18 protein-coding genes and 1 other RNA gene are annotated in these 19,845 nt (G+C 31.6%); 12 read left to right on the top strand and 7 right to left on the bottom strand.

Going from position 1 to position 19,845, the window contains the following annotated elements:
* Positions 1 to 49 precede the first annotated feature (49 nt).
* Positions 50 to 1,630 (top strand): protein adenylyltransferase SelO, encoded by a 1,581-nt coding sequence (locus M890_RS0101995; RefSeq protein WP_028281915.1) that lies wholly within the window; start codon positions 50 to 52, stop codon positions 1,628 to 1,630.
* A gap of 82 nt (positions 1,631 to 1,712) precedes the next feature.
* Positions 1,713 to 2,147, top strand: a complete 435-nt coding sequence (locus M890_RS0101990) for a DUF2452 domain-containing protein (protein WP_028281914.1) — start codon at positions 1,713 to 1,715, stop codon at positions 2,145 to 2,147.
* 94 nt (positions 2,148 to 2,241) lie between these two features.
* Here the strand turns inward: M890_RS0101990 and fsa are convergent, their stop codons facing one another.
* From fsa to ffs, 3 genes are all read right to left on the bottom strand, one after another.
* The gene (gene fsa, locus M890_RS0101985) at positions 2,242 to 2,895 is read right to left on the bottom strand and encodes a fructose-6-phosphate aldolase (RefSeq protein ID WP_028281913.1); all 654 of its coding nucleotides are present in this window, start codon (positions 2,893 to 2,895) and stop codon (positions 2,242 to 2,244) included.
* A 284-nt stretch (positions 2,896 to 3,179) separates the two neighbouring features.
* Complete coding sequence (locus tag M890_RS0101975) at positions 3,180 to 3,980, bottom strand: SDR family oxidoreductase (RefSeq protein ID WP_028281912.1); 801 nt, start codon at positions 3,978 to 3,980, stop codon at positions 3,180 to 3,182.
* Positions 3,981 to 4,121: 141 nt separating this feature from the next.
* Positions 4,122 to 4,220: signal recognition particle sRNA small type (gene ffs / locus M890_RS16595), an RNA gene on the bottom strand.
* Positions 4,221 to 4,308: 88 nt separating this feature from the next.
* Between ffs and M890_RS0101970 the strand changes: the two genes are divergently transcribed.
* From M890_RS0101970 to M890_RS0101945, 6 genes are all read left to right on the top strand, one after another.
* Positions 4,309 to 5,346, top strand: a complete 1,038-nt coding sequence (locus tag M890_RS0101970) for a glutaminyl-peptide cyclotransferase (RefSeq protein WP_028281911.1) — start codon at positions 4,309 to 4,311, stop codon at positions 5,344 to 5,346.
* Positions 5,347 to 5,455: 109 nt separating this feature from the next.
* Positions 5,456 to 6,208 (top strand): BamP family beta-assembly machine protein, encoded by a 753-nt coding sequence (locus M890_RS0101965; RefSeq protein WP_028281910.1) that lies wholly within the window; start codon positions 5,456 to 5,458, stop codon positions 6,206 to 6,208.
* Between the two features lie 27 nt (positions 6,209 to 6,235).
* Positions 6,236 to 6,619: an acyl-CoA thioesterase gene (locus M890_RS0101960; protein WP_028281909.1), complete on the top strand. Its 384-nt coding sequence runs from the start codon at positions 6,236 to 6,238 to the stop codon at positions 6,617 to 6,619.
* Between the two features lie 72 nt (positions 6,620 to 6,691).
* Positions 6,692 to 8,245 carry a hypothetical protein gene (locus M890_RS0101955; protein ID WP_028281908.1) on the top strand — a complete coding sequence of 518 codons (1,554 nt, stop codon included), beginning with the start codon at positions 6,692 to 6,694 and terminating at the stop codon, positions 8,243 to 8,245.
* 97 nt (positions 8,246 to 8,342) lie between these two features.
* Positions 8,343 to 8,543, top strand: coding sequence for a YgaP family membrane protein (locus tag M890_RS0101950; protein ID WP_198018188.1), 201 nt, complete (start codon positions 8,343 to 8,345; stop codon positions 8,541 to 8,543).
* A 90-nt stretch (positions 8,544 to 8,633) separates the two neighbouring features.
* Positions 8,634 to 9,251 carry a hypothetical protein gene (locus M890_RS0101945; RefSeq protein ID WP_028281906.1) on the top strand — a complete coding sequence of 206 codons (618 nt, stop codon included), beginning with the start codon at positions 8,634 to 8,636 and terminating at the stop codon, positions 9,249 to 9,251.
* Positions 9,252 to 9,315: 64 nt separating this feature from the next.
* Here M890_RS0101945 and glyA read toward each other — a convergent pair whose 3' ends face one another.
* Positions 9,316 to 10,590 carry a serine hydroxymethyltransferase gene (gene glyA / locus M890_RS0101940; RefSeq protein ID WP_028281905.1) on the bottom strand — a complete coding sequence of 425 codons (1,275 nt, stop codon included), beginning with the start codon at positions 10,588 to 10,590 and terminating at the stop codon, positions 9,316 to 9,318.
* A gap of 144 nt (positions 10,591 to 10,734) precedes the next feature.
* Here glyA and fahA point away from each other — a divergent pair, with 144 nt between their 5' ends.
* Together fahA and M890_RS0101930 are read left to right on the top strand one after the other, a co-directional pair.
* Positions 10,735 to 12,027 (top strand): fumarylacetoacetase, encoded by a 1,293-nt coding sequence (gene fahA / locus M890_RS0101935; RefSeq protein ID WP_028281904.1) that lies wholly within the window; start codon positions 10,735 to 10,737, stop codon positions 12,025 to 12,027.
* Between the two features lie 118 nt (positions 12,028 to 12,145).
* Positions 12,146 to 13,327 carry a hypothetical protein gene (locus M890_RS0101930; RefSeq protein ID WP_028281903.1) on the top strand — a complete coding sequence of 394 codons (1,182 nt, stop codon included), beginning with the start codon at positions 12,146 to 12,148 and terminating at the stop codon, positions 13,325 to 13,327.
* A gap of 55 nt (positions 13,328 to 13,382) precedes the next feature.
* Here the strand turns inward: M890_RS0101930 and M890_RS0101925 are convergent, their stop codons facing one another.
* The 3 genes from M890_RS0101925 to ytxJ are packed head-to-tail and all read right to left on the bottom strand — an operon-like array spanning position 13,383 to position 14,884.
* Positions 13,383 to 13,988: a MarC family protein gene (locus M890_RS0101925; RefSeq protein WP_028281902.1), complete on the bottom strand. Its 606-nt coding sequence runs from the start codon at positions 13,986 to 13,988 to the stop codon at positions 13,383 to 13,385.
* 5 nt (positions 13,989 to 13,993) lie between these two features.
* The gene (locus M890_RS0101920) at positions 13,994 to 14,500 is read right to left on the bottom strand and encodes a DUF3124 domain-containing protein (RefSeq protein ID WP_036597025.1); all 507 of its coding nucleotides are present in this window, start codon (positions 14,498 to 14,500) and stop codon (positions 13,994 to 13,996) included.
* A 3-nt stretch (positions 14,501 to 14,503) separates the two neighbouring features.
* Complete coding sequence (ytxJ, locus tag M890_RS0101915; protein ID WP_394331856.1) at positions 14,504 to 14,884, bottom strand: bacillithiol system redox-active protein YtxJ; 381 nt, start codon at positions 14,882 to 14,884, stop codon at positions 14,504 to 14,506.
* Between the two features lie 268 nt (positions 14,885 to 15,152).
* On the opposite strand from ytxJ, the gene clpB reads away from it, so the two are divergent.
* Both clpB and M890_RS0101905 read left to right on the top strand, forming a co-directional pair.
* Positions 15,153 to 17,762 (top strand): ATP-dependent chaperone ClpB, encoded by a 2,610-nt coding sequence (clpB, locus tag M890_RS0101910; RefSeq protein WP_028281899.1) that lies wholly within the window; start codon positions 15,153 to 15,155, stop codon positions 17,760 to 17,762.
* A 149-nt stretch (positions 17,763 to 17,911) separates the two neighbouring features.
* Positions 17,912 to 19,828, top strand: a complete 1,917-nt coding sequence (locus M890_RS0101905; RefSeq protein ID WP_157243245.1) for a PEP/pyruvate-binding domain-containing protein — start codon at positions 17,912 to 17,914, stop codon at positions 19,826 to 19,828.
* Positions 19,829 to 19,845: the final 17 nt, after the last annotated feature.

Below are 19,845 nucleotides of genomic sequence, written 5' to 3'. Positions count from 1 at the left end.
CTCTTATTATGACAAGCAATTACGTATCTTTGTTATATAAAGGCTTTACATGAAACTGAACATAAAAAATACATTTACCTCACAACTTCCCGCAGATCCAATAACAGACAATAGTAGACGTCAAGTCACTAAAGCCTGCTATAGTTTTGTAATACCAAAACCAACTGCTAATCCTAAAATAGTACACGTTTCTCCAGAGATGTTGGACACCTTAGGTTTGTCAGAAAACGATGCTAAAACAAAACAGTTTTTAAACGTGTTTTCAGGTAATACTGTATTGGAAGGCACCACGCCATACGCCATGTGTTATGGTGGTCATCAATTTGGACATTGGGCTGGACAATTAGGTGATGGACGTGCTATTAATTTATTTGAAGCCCAACACAATAATCAAAATTGGAAATTACAATTAAAAGGCGCTGGAGAAACCCCTTATTCTAGAACAGCAGATGGTTTAGCAGTTTTAAGAAGTTCTGTTAGAGAGTATTTATGTAGCGAAGCTATGTATCATTTAGGTGTACCAACCACTCGTGCTTTAAGCTTAGCGTTATCCGGAGACCAAGTCTTACGTGATGTGATGTATAATGGCAATCCGGCTTACGAAAAAGGTGCTATCGTCACCAGAGTATCTCCTAGTTTTTTACGCTTTGGTAGTTATGAGATACATGCCTCTCGTAACGATTTATCAACTTTAAAAACACTTGTAGATTACACTATAAACTCTCATTTTTCTCATCTTGTTACTGCTAACACAAAAGCAGAAATAAACAAACAAACCTACGTTCAGTTTTTTAACGATGTTGCTACACGTAGTTTAGACATGGTTATTCATTGGCAACGTGTTGGTTTTGTGCATGGTGTAATGAATACTGATAATTTATCCATTTTAGGATTAACCATAGATTATGGACCTTATGGCTGGTTAGAAGGTTATGAGCCTGGTTGGACACCAAATACGACAGACAGACAAAACAAGCGTTATCAATTTGGTACACAACCTGACATTGTACTTTGGAATTTGTACCAATTAGCAAACGCATTATACCCATTAATTGAAGAAGCAGAAGGTTTAGAAGCTGTTTTGGCTAATTATGCCGAACAAAAAGACATCAAACACTTAAAAATGATGCGTAGTAAAATTGGATTGTCATCCAAAGAACAACTAGATGCCAACCTTATTCAGGAACTAGAAGATTGTTTACAGTTAGCAGAAACAGATATGACTATCTTTTTCCGTAACCTATCAGATTTCAATAGCACTACTCCTACTAACGGATTACAAATTATTCGTGAGTCTTTTTACGACATAAAATCTGTAACCGAAGCTATAAAAGACAGATGGAACTTATGGTTTAATAGTTATGCAGACCGTTTACAACGCGAGTCAATTTCCGCGAAAGCGAAAAAAGAAAACATGAACAAAGTAAACCCAAAATATGTGTTACGTAATTACATGGCACAATTAGCAATAGACGATGCTAACAAAGGAGATTACAAATTAATTGACGAGCTATATAACCTTTTAAAACAACCTTATGCAGAGCAACCTAAACATCAAAAATGGTTTGCAAAACGACCAGAATGGGCTAGACATAAAGTAGGCTGTTCTATGCTATCTTGTAGCTCTTAAAATTAGGTTAAAAAGAAGACCTACTGGTTTAAATCACAAATAACTATCTAGTATTTTGTATCTTTACATAAAAAGAAAAAGAATGTCAGACACTAAAAAACCTGATAATATTGTCTTTAACCAAGAGACACAAAAATACGATGCATCATTAAAACCGTATGCTACAAATGTTGGTGCTCCTGCTATAAAAGTAACAGAAAACGTCACCTGGAAAAACAAAAACGTACACAAAGCTAACCAACAAATTAAAGCTAAGTATTTAGAGCTAAAAGCTGAATACGAAAAAATGATGGATGAGCTAGAATACAACAATCTAGTCTATAACGCTAAGTTTAGTTTTCAGCCAATAATTGGAGATACCTATCATTTGTACAGAGACAAAAATGGACAACCCTTTTTATCTATTATCTCTCCAGACCAATGCAATTTTGATTTTGTTGGTAGTTTTTATTTAAATTCAGAGCATATCTGGAAAAGGACAGATCAAGAAGACGACAAAACACAACAATTACAATAACAAAAAAATCCCAAGTAAATATCTTGGGATTTTTTTTATAATATATATTAAAAACAGTATTTGTTAATTTACTAATTACTACTGTTACTAATAACTAGTTTCCTTTTTTGTAATCTTCTAAAAACTTAGCTAAACCGCTGTCTGTTAAAGGATGTCTTAATAAACCTTCAATAGAGCTTAAAGGACCAGTCATAACATCTGCACCTAATTTAGCACAATCAATAACGTGCATTGTGTGACGTACAGATGCAGCTAAAATTTCAGTTTCAAAAGCATAGTTATCAAAAATATGTCTGATTTCTGCAATCAGGTTTAAACCATCCGTAGAGATATCATCCAAACGTCCAATAAAAGGTGACACATAAGTTGCACCAGCCTTAGCAGCTAATAATGCTTGACCAGGAGAAAATACTAACGTTACATTAGTTTTAATACCTTTATCACTAAAGTATTTACAAGCCTTAACACCATCTTTAATCATTGGTAATTTAACCACGATTTGATCATGTAATTCAGCAAGCGCCTCACCTTCTCTTACCATGCCTTCAAAGTCAGTAGATATTACTTCTGCACTCACATCACCATCCACAATATTGCAAATGTCAACATAATGTTTCATAATATTATCGTGACCTGTAATACCTTCTTTAGCCATTAAAGATGGATTAGTAGTCACACCATCTAAAATACCCATATCCTGAGCGTCTCTAATTTGGTCTAAATTGGCAGTATCAATAAAAAATTTCATTCTAAAAAAATATTTAAGTTGTGTATATAATTATTTTGGGCGTTACCACAAGGGTCAGGCTGTCCGTTATATCTTTTTTTGCCATTTGTGGCAGCAAAAAAAGGATGCCACTTCCATCCTTAACGCAACGCAAAGTTACAATTTAACTTTTGCAAGTAAAATAATGATATCAAATGATATTAACATTTTAATTAAAGTCAAACGTTTTTACGAGGTTAAAAATAATTCCAATGGATTGTATTAATATAAGAACTTGGAATTTTTAATTTGTTACTTGGAATTTCCTATAACTTATAATGGTTTAAAAGCAACTTTTCGTACATCGTATCAGGTAATAAAAACTTTAATACTATCGAAAATTTTTGCATTGGTGCTCCAACCTTGTAATGTATTCTTGGTTTTTTAGTATTAATAACCTGATGTACTTTTTTAGCCACTGCAATTGGTGAGCTACTATTATCTACATGATCATCAATATCCTTTAAAACATTTGGATATTTAGTGTACGGAGAATCTTTTAAAACTGGAGCATGATAACGTCCAGCTGCTATATTTGTAGCAAAATCACCTGGAGCAATGTTAGTAAATTGTACACCAAAATCTTTGGTCTCCATACGTAATGCTTCTGTTACAATCTCTAAAGCTCCTTTACTAGCACTATAAATGCCTCTATAAGGTAAACCCATATATCCAGCAATAGATGTAATGTTTATAACCAAACCTGACTGTTGTGATCTCATTTGTGGTAACACTGCCTTGATAACATTTATAGGTCCAAAAAAGTTAGTATTAAAATTATGTTGGATTTGCTCTTGCGGAATTTCTTCAATAGCACCATTAATTCCCACACCTGCATTGTTAACTAATACATCCAGCTTACCTTCTGCTTCAATCACTGTACTAACAGCTGCTGCAATAGTTACCGTATCATTTACATCCAAAGCAACCAACTTAAACTTATTATTAGTATAGTTTAAAGGATTACGACTGGTACCATAAACGATAAACCCTTTATCGGTTAAAAACTCTCCAATAGATTTTCCAATTCCAGAAGAACCTCCTGTAATTAATACGACTTTAGACATGTAAATAATTTTAAAAGTTAAAAGTAAAAAAGTTGAAAGCACAAAACGACTGTAACCAAAAAAGATTTGCTAGAATTAACTAACAAATCTTTATTTTATGTTTTTAAATCTCTTTTAAAAAAAGGATTTATAATAATCAAAAAAAGGCAAGCTACCTACATCACACCGCTACGACCATCTACCTTTGCTTCGTTCCCGACCTGGAGGATTCAACAGGAGCTGGTTGTGTAGGACTTGCCAGGTGCAAAGATACACACATTTTATTTTCTTGCAATCATTTTTTATAATGAATTTTAATAAATAACTTGCTCTCAAATAAGTTTACAAAATGAAAGCATTTAAATACCTTACAATCATATTTTTAGCCACTACTCTTTTTTCTTGTGGTGAAGACATTGAAGCTCAAAAAAAGAGCTTTTCAGTAACAACTAACGCTAAAAATGGTACAATTAGCATTGATAAAACGCTAGAATTGTCTTTAAAAAACCCTAAAAACATCCAAGTGTCTTCTGTCAGTTATCAATTAGACGGAAAAACTATTGAGGATAAACAAACACTTTCCGATTTTAAATTAGGAGAGCATACTTTAAAAGCAATTATTAATTTTGATGGCGAAACAACAGAAGTCAATCAAACTATTGCATTATTAAGTGATGTAGCTCCAAAATTTTTAACGGTAGAAATTATTAATACTTTTCCGCATGATAATACTTCTTTTACTCAAGGTTTAGAGTTTAATAATGGTGTGTTATTTGAAAGTACTGGACAACGTGGCGAATCTAAGATCAGGAAAATAGATTACAAAACTGGTGACGTTATCATTGAAACAGCGATTCCTGATGCTTTTTTTGGAGAAGGAATTACAGTTTTAAACAATACCGTTTACCATTTAACTTGGCAAGGTCGTAAAGGATTTACTTATGATGCCACTACCTTAGAAAAGAAAAGCAGCTTTAACTATGGACAAAGTCAAGAAGGTTGGGGTTTTGCAAACGACGGAACTAAACTATATAAAAGTGATGGTACTAGTTTAATTTGGAGTCTAAATCCAGATACGCTAATTGAAGAAGATCACATACAAGTGTGCACTACAAAAGGAAAAATTGGAAGATTAAACGAAATTGAATTTGCTAACAACAAGTTATACGCTAACATTTGGGAGAAAAACGGAATTGCTATAATCAACCCTAAAAATGGTGCTGTAGAAGCGGTTATTGACTGTACAATCTTAACAAAACAAATTCCTAATTTTTCAATTAACGAAAACTGTTTAAATGGTATTGCTTACAACCCAGAAACACAAACGTTTTTCTTAACCGGAAAACGTTGGGATAAATTATTTGAGGTAAAAATTGTAGAAAACTAATACAATAACCTAAAAGTTAAAAGATTATAAATTAGGTGTTAAAGTCTCTTAATTAAATTTTTCATGTCTTTGATAAATCTAAATTTGAAACGAATCAACCAACCAACTCTTGAAAAATCTTACGCTTTTAATTGTATTTTTAACAAGCTGTTTTGTGTCTGCACAAACAGTAAATGGTATTGTTTACGACTCCATTACTACCATTGAAAATATTAAAATAACTAACTTGTCTTCCAATAAAATGGCAGCTTCCGATACTAACGGAACGTTTTCAATAGCAGCAAAAATTGGAGATACGCTTCATGTTAGTTCGGTATTTTATAACGAGCAAAAGTTAGTCTTAAAAGATTATCATTTCCACGAAAGTGTAGTTATTGAGCTTAAACAAGTACTTAATACTTTAGACGAAGTACAACTTATTGAGCCATACAAGGAGACTTTAGCAAATATTAATGTTGTTGAAACTGAGCTTAAAAACCAGATTTTGGCAGATATAAAAAATAATCCTCACCTCTACTCTAAACAACGAACAGCAGGCGGAATTGATATTATACAAGTTATTGGTCTGATTGCTAAATTGTTTGAAAATAAAGATAAATATATCGAACCACCTTTTATTGAAATGACTTTTGAGGATTTAGAATCGCTTTTTGAAAATTCTAGCATATTTAACAGACGATTTTTAACTCAGGATCTAGCAATTGAAGAAGAATATATTCCACTTTTTTTTGAATTTATTATAAAAAACAAACTGGACAGCAAGCTTTTAGAAAAAGATAAAGAAGTCGATTTAATAGAACTTTTTGTACAAAAAGGCAAAGCTTTTAATAAAATTATTGCAGACTTTAAAAACCGACAATAAGTGGTAATTTAGACCTTTACTTTAGTCATGAAAACACATAGTCAAACCTTAATAGTTACTAAAAAAGACCTTGATGATCTTAATCATGTTAACAATGTCAGGTATATAGATTGGGTAAATCAAATAGCCAAATCACATTGGCATACTCAAGCTACATCACACATGCTAAGTAATTATTATTGGGTATTATTATCTCATCATATTGATTACAAACATCAAATAATTCTTAAAGATACAGTAACTTTAAAAACCTATGTAAAAGCGTGTGAGGGTGTAACCTCAATTAGGGTTGTAGAAATTTTAGTTGGCAATAAAATTTGTGCTTATTCCGAAACAAAATGGTGTTTTATTAACGTGACTACAAATAAACCTTCTAGAATTACACTTGAAATCATTGACCTTTTTCAATAATTTTGGAAACACATACTAATTACCCTTTAAAAAAGTTATATTTTAGTCAACCAAAGTTACAATTACATTTTTATGAAGCGTACGCTATATTTTATCTGCTGTATTGGGTTTATCTTATTATGGAGTTCTTGTCGTAAGGATTTCGAATTTCAGGCTAGTTCAGGAAGTTTAGGCTTTTCTAAAGACACAGTATATTTAGATACTATTTTTGCAAACATAGGGTCAAGCACTTATAACTTAAAAGTTTATAATAATAGTGACGACGATATCTACATACCAAATGTCTCTTTACAAAATGGAATTAATTCTGGTTATCGTTTAAATGTAGATGGACAAGCAGGAAAAAGCTTTGAAAACGTACAAATATTAGCAAAAGATAGTCTTTTTGTTTTTATAGAAACTACTTTTAATACGGATAACACACCAATTACAGATAATCAATATTTATATACTGATAAAATAATCTTTGATTCTGGAGACAATCTTCAAGATGTAGATTTAGTGACCTTAGTTAAAGATGCTGTTTTTATTTATCCTGATAAAGACAATACAACAGGTGTTATTGAAACCTTAACTTTAACCATTGATGGTGAGTCTGTTGATACAGATATACAAGGTCGCGAGTTATTACCTGAAGAACTAAACTTTACCAATGATAAACCCTATGTTATTTATGGTTATGCAGCAGTACCAAATAACCAAACGTTAACAATAGATGCTGGAGCACGTGTGCATTTTCATGCTAATTCTGGATTATTAGTATCAGAAGGTGCAACTTTAAATGTTAATGGTGCTTTAAGTACTGATCCTGAAGTATTAGAAAACGAAGTGATTTTTGAAGGTGACCGTTTGGAGCCTATCTATAGTGATGTACCTGGACAATGGGGAACTATTTGGTTATTTGAAGGCAGTCAAAATAATACCATTAATCATGCAACTATAAAAAACGCAACGGTTGGTGTATTATCAGATGGTAATGCAGATGCTGTAATTGATAAATTAACCATTACTAATACTCAAATATATAATATTAGTACGTTTGGTATTTTAGGTAGAAACACCTCGATTCGTGCAGAAAATATAGTATTAAATAATGCTGGACAAGCTAGTTTTGGTGCGACTCTTGGAGGAAAATACAACGTCACACACTCAACAATTGCTAATTATTGGAATAGTAGTTTTAGACAATTTCCTGCCTTATTAATAAATAATTTTGTGGTGGATGCAGACAATACTGCTTTTATTTCGGATTTAACCGAAGCTAATTTTAACAACTGTATTATTTACGGAAATGATAATCCTGAATTATTAATTGACCAAATTGAAGATCCTTCGGTAGTTTTTAATTTTAAATTCACAAATTGCTTATTACGTTTTCAGGATAACAGCAACTTCTTTTCTAGTCCAAATTATGATTTTGATGATACCACACATTACGAAAACATGATTTTTAACGAAGCTCCTGATTTTGAAAATCCTTTGGAAAATAATTTAAAAATTGGAGAAGACTCAGCTGCTAATGGTCAAGGTAATACTACTTTTTCTAGTCAAGTACCAAATGATATTTTAGGAGTTAACAGAACCACTAGTCCAGACTTAGGTGCATTTCAACATATCATTTTCTAGATTGAACGAAAGAATAAAATAGCACTTGCTTTTTCTTTTAGTTTTGAACTAAATAACAACCCTCAATTATTTAGTCATGATAAAATTAAAAAGAAATATGAGCAATTTTGATAGATTAGTCCGTTTTATTGTGGTTTTGCTGCTTATATCAATATTATATGTTGGAGAATTTAAAGGTCTAATAGCTTTTATAATTATAGTAGTTTCAGCCATGTTTTTATTTGCTAGTGTTACAGCTTTTTGTCCATTTTACAAATCAACTAACCTCTCTTCTTATGACTCTGAAGACTATCTATAACCTCCTAATTAACTTCTAATTTTATAATTAAATTAAATTGGTCTGATTATTGAGAATAAACAAAAAGTTTAATCTCTTAAAAATAATCTTATGAAATCAAGTAAAATTACCCAACGTATTGCAGCTTTTGTTTTATTATTATTTATGATTACTGCAAATGGCCAAACTAAACACAAAAGTAACTCCAGCGTAATAGCTTTAGAGACCCTTAATTTAATTACTTTTCTTAGTACATTAAATGATTATCCAAATGACTTTTATCAAGGTGAAATGACTTTGAATGATGGATCAATTATTATTGGATATTTTAGCTTAAACAATTCTATTGCAGACAATTATGTAGTGCTGCATGACGATGGAGAAACTTACAATTATTATTGTAAAGATGAAATTAATGATGTTATGCTATACAATCCAAATTCTGATGCTAACACTATGTTTAATTTTATTAAAGATGATGGAAAGTTATACAGAAAAGTTTTTGATAATAATATAGACGTTATAGTTTATGATACTGCTAATTATCCTTTTGATAATAAATTAGTTAACGAAGTTATTATTGATGTAAATAATCAATTAATTGAAACTTGGAATTTTTGGACTTCTGGACCTAAACATGATTTAATCAAATATTTAAGAGAAAGAGACGATGTTAGATATAAGCGTAGCGATTTTAAAACCTTAAACGATATCTTTAGAAGATTATAAAACAAAAAAAGCCTGCTAAAATATAGCAGGCTTTTTTTCCGCGAAAGCGAAATTATCTATTTAATTAAGCTACAAATAATGGTAATTCACTCATCATTGCATTAACTTTTATTGCTATTTCATCTAATAACTCTTCGTTTTCATGATTCATGATTACTTGATCAATAAGCTCCACAATAGCTTCCATTTCATTTTCTTTTAAACCTCTTGTTGTAATTGCAGCTGTTCCAATTCTAATTCCAGAGGTTACAAATGGAGATTTATCATCAAAAGGAACCATGTTTTTGTTTACAGTAATGTCTGCTTTTACTAATGCTTTTTCAGCATCTTTACCTGTAATGTTTTTGTTACGTAAATCAATTAACATCATGTGGTTATCTGTACCTCCAGATATAATTTTGTAGCCACGTTTTACAAAAGCCTCAGCCATAGCAGATGCATTTTTCTTAACCTGTAACATATAATGCATAAATGGCTCTGTTAGCGCTTCACCAAAAGCTATTGCTTTAGCAGCAATAATATGCTCTAATGGTCCACCTTGATTTCCAGGAAATACACCTGAATCTAAAAGTGAGGACATCATTTTTAAATTTCCGTTTTTAAGTTTTAATCCAAATGGGTTTTCAAAATCTTTACCCATTAATATCATACCTCCTCTTGGTCCACGTAATGTTTTGTGTGTTGTTGTTGTTACAATATGACAGTGTGGTAATGGATCGTTTAAAATCCCTTTTGCAATTAATCCAGCAGGATGTGATATATCTGCTAATAATAAAGCGCCAACACTATCTGCAATTGCTCTAAAACGTTTAAAATCAATATCTCTAGAATACGCAGAAGCTCCAGCAATTATTAATTGTGGCTTTTCACGTGTTGCTATCTCTTGGATGGTATCGTAATTTAAAACGCCTGTAGCTTCCTCTACTCCGTAAAATACTGGATTATATAATTTTCCAGAAAAGTTAACAGGAGAGCCATGCGTTAAATGTCCACCATGCGACAAGTCAAATCCTAATATTTTATCTCCTGGTTTTAATACTGCATGATAAACTGCTGTGTTAGCCTGGCTACCAGAATGTGGTTGCACGTTAGCATATTCTGCTCCAAACAAAGTTTTTGCTCTGTCAATTGCGATTTGCTCGACTTCGTCAACCACTTCACAACCACCATAATAGCGCTTTCCTGGATACCCTTCGGCATATTTGTTAGTTAATACAGATCCAGCTGCTTCCATAACTTGGTCACTGACAAAGTTTTCGGATGCAATTAATTCTATACCATCTAGTTGGCGTTCTTTTTCTGCTTGAATTAGTTCAAAAATTTGTTCGTCGCGTTGCATAATTGTATGTTTTTAAATTTCCGCTTAAAGCGAAAATAGTTTTATCGTTAAATATTTATCAAAAATAAGAAATACTGCTTGTAAATAATTCAAAAAACATATATTTACTTAGAATTTATAAACAACAAATCAACAATTATATATATGCCATTATCCGCAAATAATCCAGACAGAAAATCATGGTTACACGTCGATAAAAACTCGGACTTTCCTGTTCAAAATATTCCATTTGGAGTTTTCTTAACTAGAGACGACATTATTACCATTGGAACACGAATTGGAGACACAGCAATTGATTTAGGCGCTTTACACCAACTAGGCTATTTTGAGGGTATCCCTTTAACAGATGATATTTTTCTTCAAGATACCTTAAACGATTTTATTGCAGATGGACGCAAAACTTGGCGTTTAGTAAGAAATAGAATTGCTGAAATTTTTGATGCAGAGAATGATTTGCTTAAAAACAACGTAAAACATAAAGAAATTGTTTTATTTAGACTAGATGAAATTGAAATGCAATTGCCAGTGCAAATTGGTGATTATACAGATTTTTACTCAAGCATAGAGCATGCAACTAATGTTGGAACGATGTTTAGAGATCCTGATAATGCTTTATTACCAAACTGGCTTCATATTCCTGTGGGTTACCATGGTAGAAGCAGCTCTATCATACCTTCTGGAATACCAGTACATAGACCACAAGGTCAAACCTTACCAGCAGGAGCTACAGAACCTGTTTTTGGACCAAGTAAATTAGTAGACTTTGAGTTAGAAATGGCTTTTATTACTACAGATGCTAACGACTTAGGAGAACCAATTCCGGTTAATGAAGCTGAAGAATATATTTTTGGTTTAGTATTATTTAATGACTGGTCTGCACGTGATATCCAAAAGTGGGAATATGTACCATTAGGACCATTTTTAGCTAAAAACTTTGCATCATCAATATCTCCATGGATTGTTACTTTGGATGCATTACAACCCTTTAAAGCTGAGAGCCCAAAACCACTTAAAAAACTTTTACCTTACTTACAACAAAGTGGTAAAAAAAGCTACGATATTAATTTAGAAGTTGCTATTCAACCTGAAAAAGCTAAAGAAACAGTTGTAAGCAAATCTAACTTTAAACACATGTATTGGAGCATGTCTCAACAATTAGCACATCACACTGTAAATGGTTGTCCTGTTAACTCTGGAGACATGATGGGAAGTGGTACTATTTCTGGACCAACACCTGATAGTTATGGATCGATGTTGGAATTATCTTGGAGAGGTGAAAAGCCTGTTAAACTTAATGATGGTACAGAGCGTAAATTTATTAATGATAATGATACTGTTATCATGAGAGGGTATTGCGAAAAAGAAGGAACTAGAATTGGTTTTGGAGAAGTAAAAACAAAATTACTACCAGTCTTTGAGCCTAAAAAGGCAAAATAACAACTTATTAAATATCAAATAGTTAACCCTTAAATTTTAAAATTTAAGGGTTTCTTTTTTGGGTTTGGCACGTAAATTGAAATTCTAAACATATAGAAACCAATTAAATCCAAAAAAGATGAGAAACTTCACACTTATTTTAGTAGTTCTTCTAGTACTTACATCTTGTGTTGGAAGAAAACAAATCGAGAAGCAATTACACTCTGGTAATTATGATTTGGCAATTAGTAATGCCTTAAAAAAATTAGAAAATAACAAAGATAAAAAGCGCAAGCAAGACTATGTTGCTTTATTACAAGATGCTTATTACAAAGTTGTTGAAGACGACCATAATACTCTTAACCATCTAACTAAAGATGGTAATCCGGAACTGTACGAAACAATATATAATACCTATTTGGATTTAGAAACGCGTCAAAACGCAATAAAACGTGTTTTACCTTTACAACTAAATGGTAAAACTTTAGAGCTAAGTTTTAACGATTATAGTGATGAAATTGTAAATTACAGAGCTAAAGTATCCGAATACAAACACGAACAAGCATTACAATTAATGCAAACGCATAACAAGTATGCTAATCGTGATGCTTATACTTTATTAAATGAAATAGAAAGTATAAATCCAAATTATAAAGATGTAAGACACCTATTACAGGAAGCTCATTTTTATGGTACTGACTTTGTTTTAGTATCTATTATAAATCAAACACATCAAATAATACCACAACGTTTAGAATCAGATTTATTAAACTTTGACACTTATGGTTTAAATCAGTTTTGGACAGTTTATCATGCCAATCAAGATAACACTATAGACTATGATTATAATATGGAGTTACAATTACAACGTATTAACATATCACCAGAACATATTACAGAAAGACAATTATTACGTCAAAAAAATATTATTGATGGTTGGGAATATGCTTTAGATGATAATGGTAATGTTGTAAAAGACAGTTTAGGAAACGATATTAAACAGGATAAAATAGTAAATATTAAAGCTAGATTTTTTGAAGTTAACCAACATAAATCTACACAAGTGATTGCTAAAGTTGTTTATACAGATGTAAAGCAAAACCAAATATTGGATAACTTTTCAATAGATAGTCAGTTTGTATTTGAAAACACTTTTGGAACTGTAAAAGGTGATCGTAGAGCTTTAAATAATGAAGATTTACTATTATTAAAAAACAGACAAGTACGTTTTCCTAGTAACGAACAAATGGTTTATGACACAGGAGAAGATTTAAAATATAAATTAAAAGACATAATAACTAGATATACTTTTAAAAGCTAAGTTTTAATCTCATCATTTAAAAAAACTCCCAAATAAATTTGGGAGTTTTTATATGTTAAGCAAAAAAGTCTTTTAATCCGCTTAAAATACTTTGCACAGCGTAGGATGCTAATATTAATCCCATAATTTTACTAATTACGGTAATACCATATTCTCCAATACGTTCTTGGACCTTATTAGCTGCCAATAATAACAAGCTAGTTAGGACAATAACTATAAGCACTAATATTGTAGTAAATAACTGTTGCTGTATGTTGTAAATATGATTATCCGTTAGCAATACAACAGCCATAATAGCACCTGGAGATGCTATAGACGGAATAGCTACCGGAAAAATAGTAACATGTTTATAATCTTTAATACCATGCTTTTCTGTTTCTGGTTTTCCTTCTCCAAAAATCATAGTTAATGCAAATAAAAACAATATCACTCCTCCAGAAATCTGAAACGCATCTAACGTAACATTCATTCCTTCTAAAATTAATTGTCCAATAACAATAAAAAATAATAGCACTAAAAAAGCAACAAAACTAGCTCTAACAGCAATGCGTTTTTTATATTTTTTATCAAAATTTTTGGTAGCTTCTAAATACACAGGTATGGATCCTAATGGATCAATTACTGCAACTAAAAATAAAAACGTCGTTAATATTTCTTTCATAAACATTAATTAATTTCAACACCTTTTGTTGTAAAAGACAAACCTTGCTGACCAGATGTAGATATCATTACTGCTTCAAAATATGGTGGTTTTACATCTTTAGACGCTAACCAATCAAAAACAAAATTAGCTCCAGTTCCTCCTTCAACATCTCTTTCATTAATCACAATTTCAATAGTTTGCATTGGATTAACATAAATCGTTTCAGTAAAATAAGTTTTAATTAAATCACCTTTTGTATTGTAAAAATCTGCTTCTTTTATAAAAATTGTATCCTTTTTATTAATATTTCTAATACTAATAGTTGCTGTCAAATCGTGACGCTTATGTTCTGTTACACTATAAATTTGTGAATAAACCGATAAATAAGACGATCCAGAAACTAACGAGTCACTAAGTGGTTTATTCCATTGCATTGCTTTCCAATTATTGGAAGCCACATAAACGTCTTCTGTTTTAGTTTCGCAACCAAAAGTTACTAACACAACAATAAAAAGTAATACATATCTCATAATTTAAACAAATTTAGTTAGGTCAATTTCATTAATCGCGCCATGACTAGCATGCGTTACCACTACTCCATTTTTTATTACCAATAGTTGTGGACTTTGGTGCATAACCTGAAACTTATAACCAGTTTCGTTTGATACCTCTCTGTAATTTAATAAATCTAAATAATATAGGTCCAAATTTGAATCTACATCAAAAGCATCTACAAACTGATTCATAACCATACTACTTATACCACAACGTGTAGAGTGTTTAAATATAACTTGTGTCTTTCCTTTAGATAATTTTTCTATTTCATCTAATTGAGCTACTTCAGTTAAGTTTTTCCAAGCAAGTATTTTCTTTGCTTTTGGCTCTTTAGAACCTCCAAATAATTTTCCAAACATAATAATTTCTTTTTAGCAATATAACTGCTATAAGTTAAACAAAAATATCATTTTTATGATACTAATCATAGATTATGTCGAAAGGTTTTAATTAACTTACATAGAAATATCAAACAACTACAAACTGACTAAAAGTCAGCTAAAACTAATGCGATAGCGACATTTTGTCTTGCAAATACAATTGGTAAGGTAATTGAAATATAGCTTTCGTAAAACAATAATAAACATAAGATTTTCGCTTACGCGGAAATAAAAACACACACAATATATGAACCCAGATAATTATACAATTAAATCGCAAGAAGCCATACAACGTGCGCAACAAATTGCGCAAAGTTATGGTCATCAGCAAATAGAAAATGAACACTTTTTTAAAGCCATTTTTGAGGTAGATGAAAACGTACTACCATTCATTTTAAAAAAATTAAATGTAAATCTTAATGTTTTAGAATTAGCATTAGATAAGCAACTAGAAAGTTTTCCTAAAGTTACAGGTGCAGATTTAATGCTGTCTCGTGAAGCTAGTAAAACACTTAACGAAGCGTCTATTATTGCAAAAGCAATGAATGACGACTACGTATCAATAGAGCACTTTATTTTAGCTGTTTTTAAATCAAACAGCAAAATAGCACAAATGCTTAAAGACCAAAGCGTAACAGAAAAAGGTTTAAAAGCTGCTATTGATGAATTAAGAAAAGGGGATCGTGTCACCTCTCAAAGTCAAGAGGAAACTTACAACTCCCTTAATAAATACGCTAAAAATTTAAATCAATTAGCAAGAGATGGAAAATTAGATCCTGTAATTGGTCGTGACGAAGAAATTAGAAGAATCCTTCAAATTTTATCTCGTCGTACTAAAAATAACCCAATCTTAGTAGGTGAGCCAGGAACTGGTAAGACTGCTATTGCAGAAGGTTTAGCGCATAGAATTGTAGATGGTGACGTCCCAGAAAACTTAGTTGACAAGCAAATTTTTGCACTAGACATGGGAGCACTAATTGCAGGTGCTAAATTTAAAGGAGAATTTGAAGAACGTCTTAAAGCAGTTATTAAAGAAGTAACAGAAAGCGAAGGAGATATTGTACTATTTATTGACGAAATCCATACGCTTGTTGGTGCAGGTGGCGGACAAGGTGCAATGGATGCTGCAAACATCTTAAAACCTGCTTTAGCGCGTGGAGAATTACGTGCTATTGGTGCAACGACCTTAGACGAGTACCAAAAGTATTTTGAAAAAGACAAAGCTTTAGAGCGTCGTTTCCAAAAAGTAATGGTGGACGAGCCTGATACAGAAAGTGCTATTTCAATTTTAAGAGGTATTAAAGAAAAATACGAAACACACCATAAAGTACGTATAAAAGATGATGCCATTATTGGTGCTGTAGAGTTGTCTCAACGCTACATTACCAACAGATTTTTGCCAGATAAAGCAATTGACTTAATGGATGAAGCTGCTGCTAAAATGCGTATGGAAATCAATTCTAAACCAGAAGAACTTGATGTTTTAGACAGAAAAGTGATGCAGTTAGAAATTGAAATAGAGGCTATTAAGCGAGAAAAAGATGATAACAAATTAAAAATATTACAATCAGATTTAGCTAACTTAAAAGAAGAACGTAATGAAATTAATGCAAAATGGATTAGCGAAAAAGAAGTAGTAGATAACATACAAAACAGAAAGCAAGACATTGAAAACTTTAAGCTTGAAGCTGAAAAAGCAGAACGTGATGGAGATTACGGTAAGGTTGCAGAGTTACGTTATGGTAAGATTAAAGAAGCTCAAGAGGCATTAGAAAAATTACAGAAAGACTTAGCAGATAACCAATCTGAAAATTCTTTAATCAAAGAAGAAGTTACTTATGAGGATATTGCAGAGGTTGTTGCAAAATGGACAGGTATTCCTGTTACCAAAATGCTACAAGGTGATCGCGAAAAACTATTAAATCTTGAAAAGGAATTACATAAACGTGTGGTTGGTCAAGAAGAAGCTATTGTTGCGGTTAGTGATGCTGTAAGACGTAGTCGTGCAGGTTTACAAAATCCAGAAAAACCAATTGGAACCTTTCTGTTTTTAGGAACAACTGGTGTTGGTAAAACGGAATTAGCAAAAGCATTGGCAGAATACCTTTTTGATGATGAAAGTGCAATGACTAGAATAGATATGAGCGAGTACCAAGAGCGTCATGCGGTAAGCAGATTAGTTGGTGCGCCTCCAGGATATGTTGGTTACGATGAAGGTGGACAATTAACCGAAGCGGTTAGACGTAAACCTTATTCTGTAGTGCTTTTAGACGAAATTGAAAAAGCACATCCAGACACATTTAATATCTTATTACAAGTATTAGACGAAGGACATTTAACAGACAACAAAGGTCGTATTGCAGATTTTAAAAACACTATTATTATCATGACTTCCAACATGGGAAGTCAAATAATACAAGAACGATTTGATGCTGTAAAAGACGTAGAAACTGCTATTGAAGGTGCAAAAGTGGATGTTTTAGCATTACTAAAACAAACGGTTAGACCAGAGTTTATAAACCGTATTGACGACATCATTATGTTTACACCTTTAACACAAGATAATATTACAGAAATTGTAGGATTACAATTAAAAGGTATTTCTAAAATGATAGCAAAACAAGGGATTACTTTTGATGCAACACCTGAAGCTGTAAAATATTTAGCAGACAAAGGATATAATCCAGAATATGGAGCAAGACCTGTAAAACGTGTCATACAAAAAGACGTGCTTAATCAGTTAAGTAAAGAAATTTTATCAGGAAAAGTAACTACAGATAGTATTATTTTACTTGATGCTTTTGATGGTGAATTAGTCTTTAGAAATCAAAGTGAATTAGTAACTAAAGAACTATAATCACAAAGTTCTGTTAACATAAAATAAAGCGTATAAACGTACGTTTTAATAATGGTTGGTTAGTTGAAAAGCAACACAATACTTTACAAAAGTGGCGTGTTGCTTTTTTTTATTATATATTGTATTACTCTAATAAAAAACCACTTAGCTTGATTACATCTCTAATTAAAAAACATCTCGTCGTTCTTTTTATATTAACCTCAACATTTGTTTTATCTCAGACTAAGTTTAAACGTGTATTAACTTCTAAAACCGATTTTAATGCCTTAAAAACATCTCCAAATACTAATAAATATGGAAATATTGATGCTTTAAAAGTCGTTTTTGATATTAAAGAACAACAGCTCTACTTTATCAATAGTAAAAATTACAAATACCATTACCATTTCTGTAAAGGCTTTTTAGAAATTCCTGAAACCTTAAAAGAATTTAATAATTCTAACTACAAAGCACAGCATAAAAACAAACGTTTTTTATTAGGAAACATCAATCATTATTTAGCAAACGACACCTATAACCTAGAGCTTTCTCCTATTGATGATATGCAAATTGCAGATATTAAAACCTTTTATGAAGCCATTAAAAAAGCTACCTTTTTTAAAAGCTTTAATTTCTTTTTAAATACTGCACGTTTAGAGCATTTAAATGCAGTTTTAGATATTCCCACAATATCTGCTTCAGATTTATATGGAGAACAAACGTATCAAGCGGTAAGTACTCAAAAAAGCTATGGATGCTTAAAATTTGTAGCTGTGGATTCGTTAAAACAATACAATATTGGTAAACATGATATAATTGTTATTAATCAACCTATCTTAGAATTACCTATTACTGCTGGTGTTATAACCACTATTTTGCAAACACCATTAAGTCACATTTCGGTATTAGGAAAAAATAGAAAAATCCCTATTGCAGCATACACTAAGGCTATGCAATCTGATATTTTAAAAAGCTTTGACAATCAATATGTTTCTTTTGAAGTAGCTTTAGACACCTTTTACATCAAACCAATCTCTAAAGAACAATTTGAAAGAAAAACTAAAAAACAGAAAAAAGCGACGTTATTTCTAGAAAAAAACACAACTATAAAAACCTTAATTAATGCAGACAATTTAAGTCAAAACTCAATAAACACTGTTGGTGGCAAAGCAGCTAATTTTGGTGTGTTATATGATTTAGCTAAAAAAGAAGCCTTTAACATTCCGGAATCTGCATTTGCTATTCCGTTTTACTATTATGAAGCACATCTAAAAACGTCTGGAGCAGACAGCTTAGTCAAGCAAATGATTTATGATTACAAAATCAATCAAGATGCTAATAAACTAACAGAGCAACTAAAAACAATTCAGAAATTAATAAAAAAGACACCTTTAGATCCTGAATTAATATCCAAAGTTGAAGCTAAAATTAAAAGTTTAGGTAACCATACTCAGTTACGTTTTAGAAGCTCGACAAATGCAGAAGATATTGTTGGATTTTCTGGAGCAGGATTATACGACTCTAAAACAGGTATTGTTGGTAGCAGGAAAAAATCTATTGAAAAAGCAATCAAAAAAGTATGGTCAAGTTTATGGTACGAGCGTGCCTTTTTAGAACGAGACTACTTTAATATTGACCAAAATAGCATTGCAATGGGAATTTTAGTGCATCGCTCCTTCCCTAACGAGAAAGCCAATGGTGTTGCTATTACCAAAAATTTGTATCGAAAAAACTATCTAGGCAATGTTATTAATGTCCAAGTTGGAGACGCAAGTGTTGTAAAACCTGAAGATGGTGTAACCTGCGACCAGGTTATTTGTTATTCTGGATCATCTTCTAAATTATATAACGACAAACGTATTGTCGAAATCATATCACACTCTAACCTTAACAATGGTAAACTAGTGATGACTGAAGCCGAAATAATTACACTCTCCGAACAATTAGAAAAAATCAAAAAACACTATTACTATAACGTGTATAAATCCAAACAGAAGTACTTAGAGTTTGGGTTGGATATCGAGTTTAAATTGGATGGAGACGATAGAGCATTATATATTAAGCAAGTACGCTATTTTAATGATTAAAACATTTACAAATTATC

This window comes from Olleya marilimosa CAM030, assembly GCF_000518485.1.
Classification (GTDB): domain Bacteria; phylum Bacteroidota; class Bacteroidia; order Flavobacteriales; family Flavobacteriaceae; genus Olleya; species Olleya marilimosa.
The sequence above is the reverse complement of the archived record's forward strand: the minus strand, read 5'-3'. Positions and strand labels throughout refer to the sequence as shown.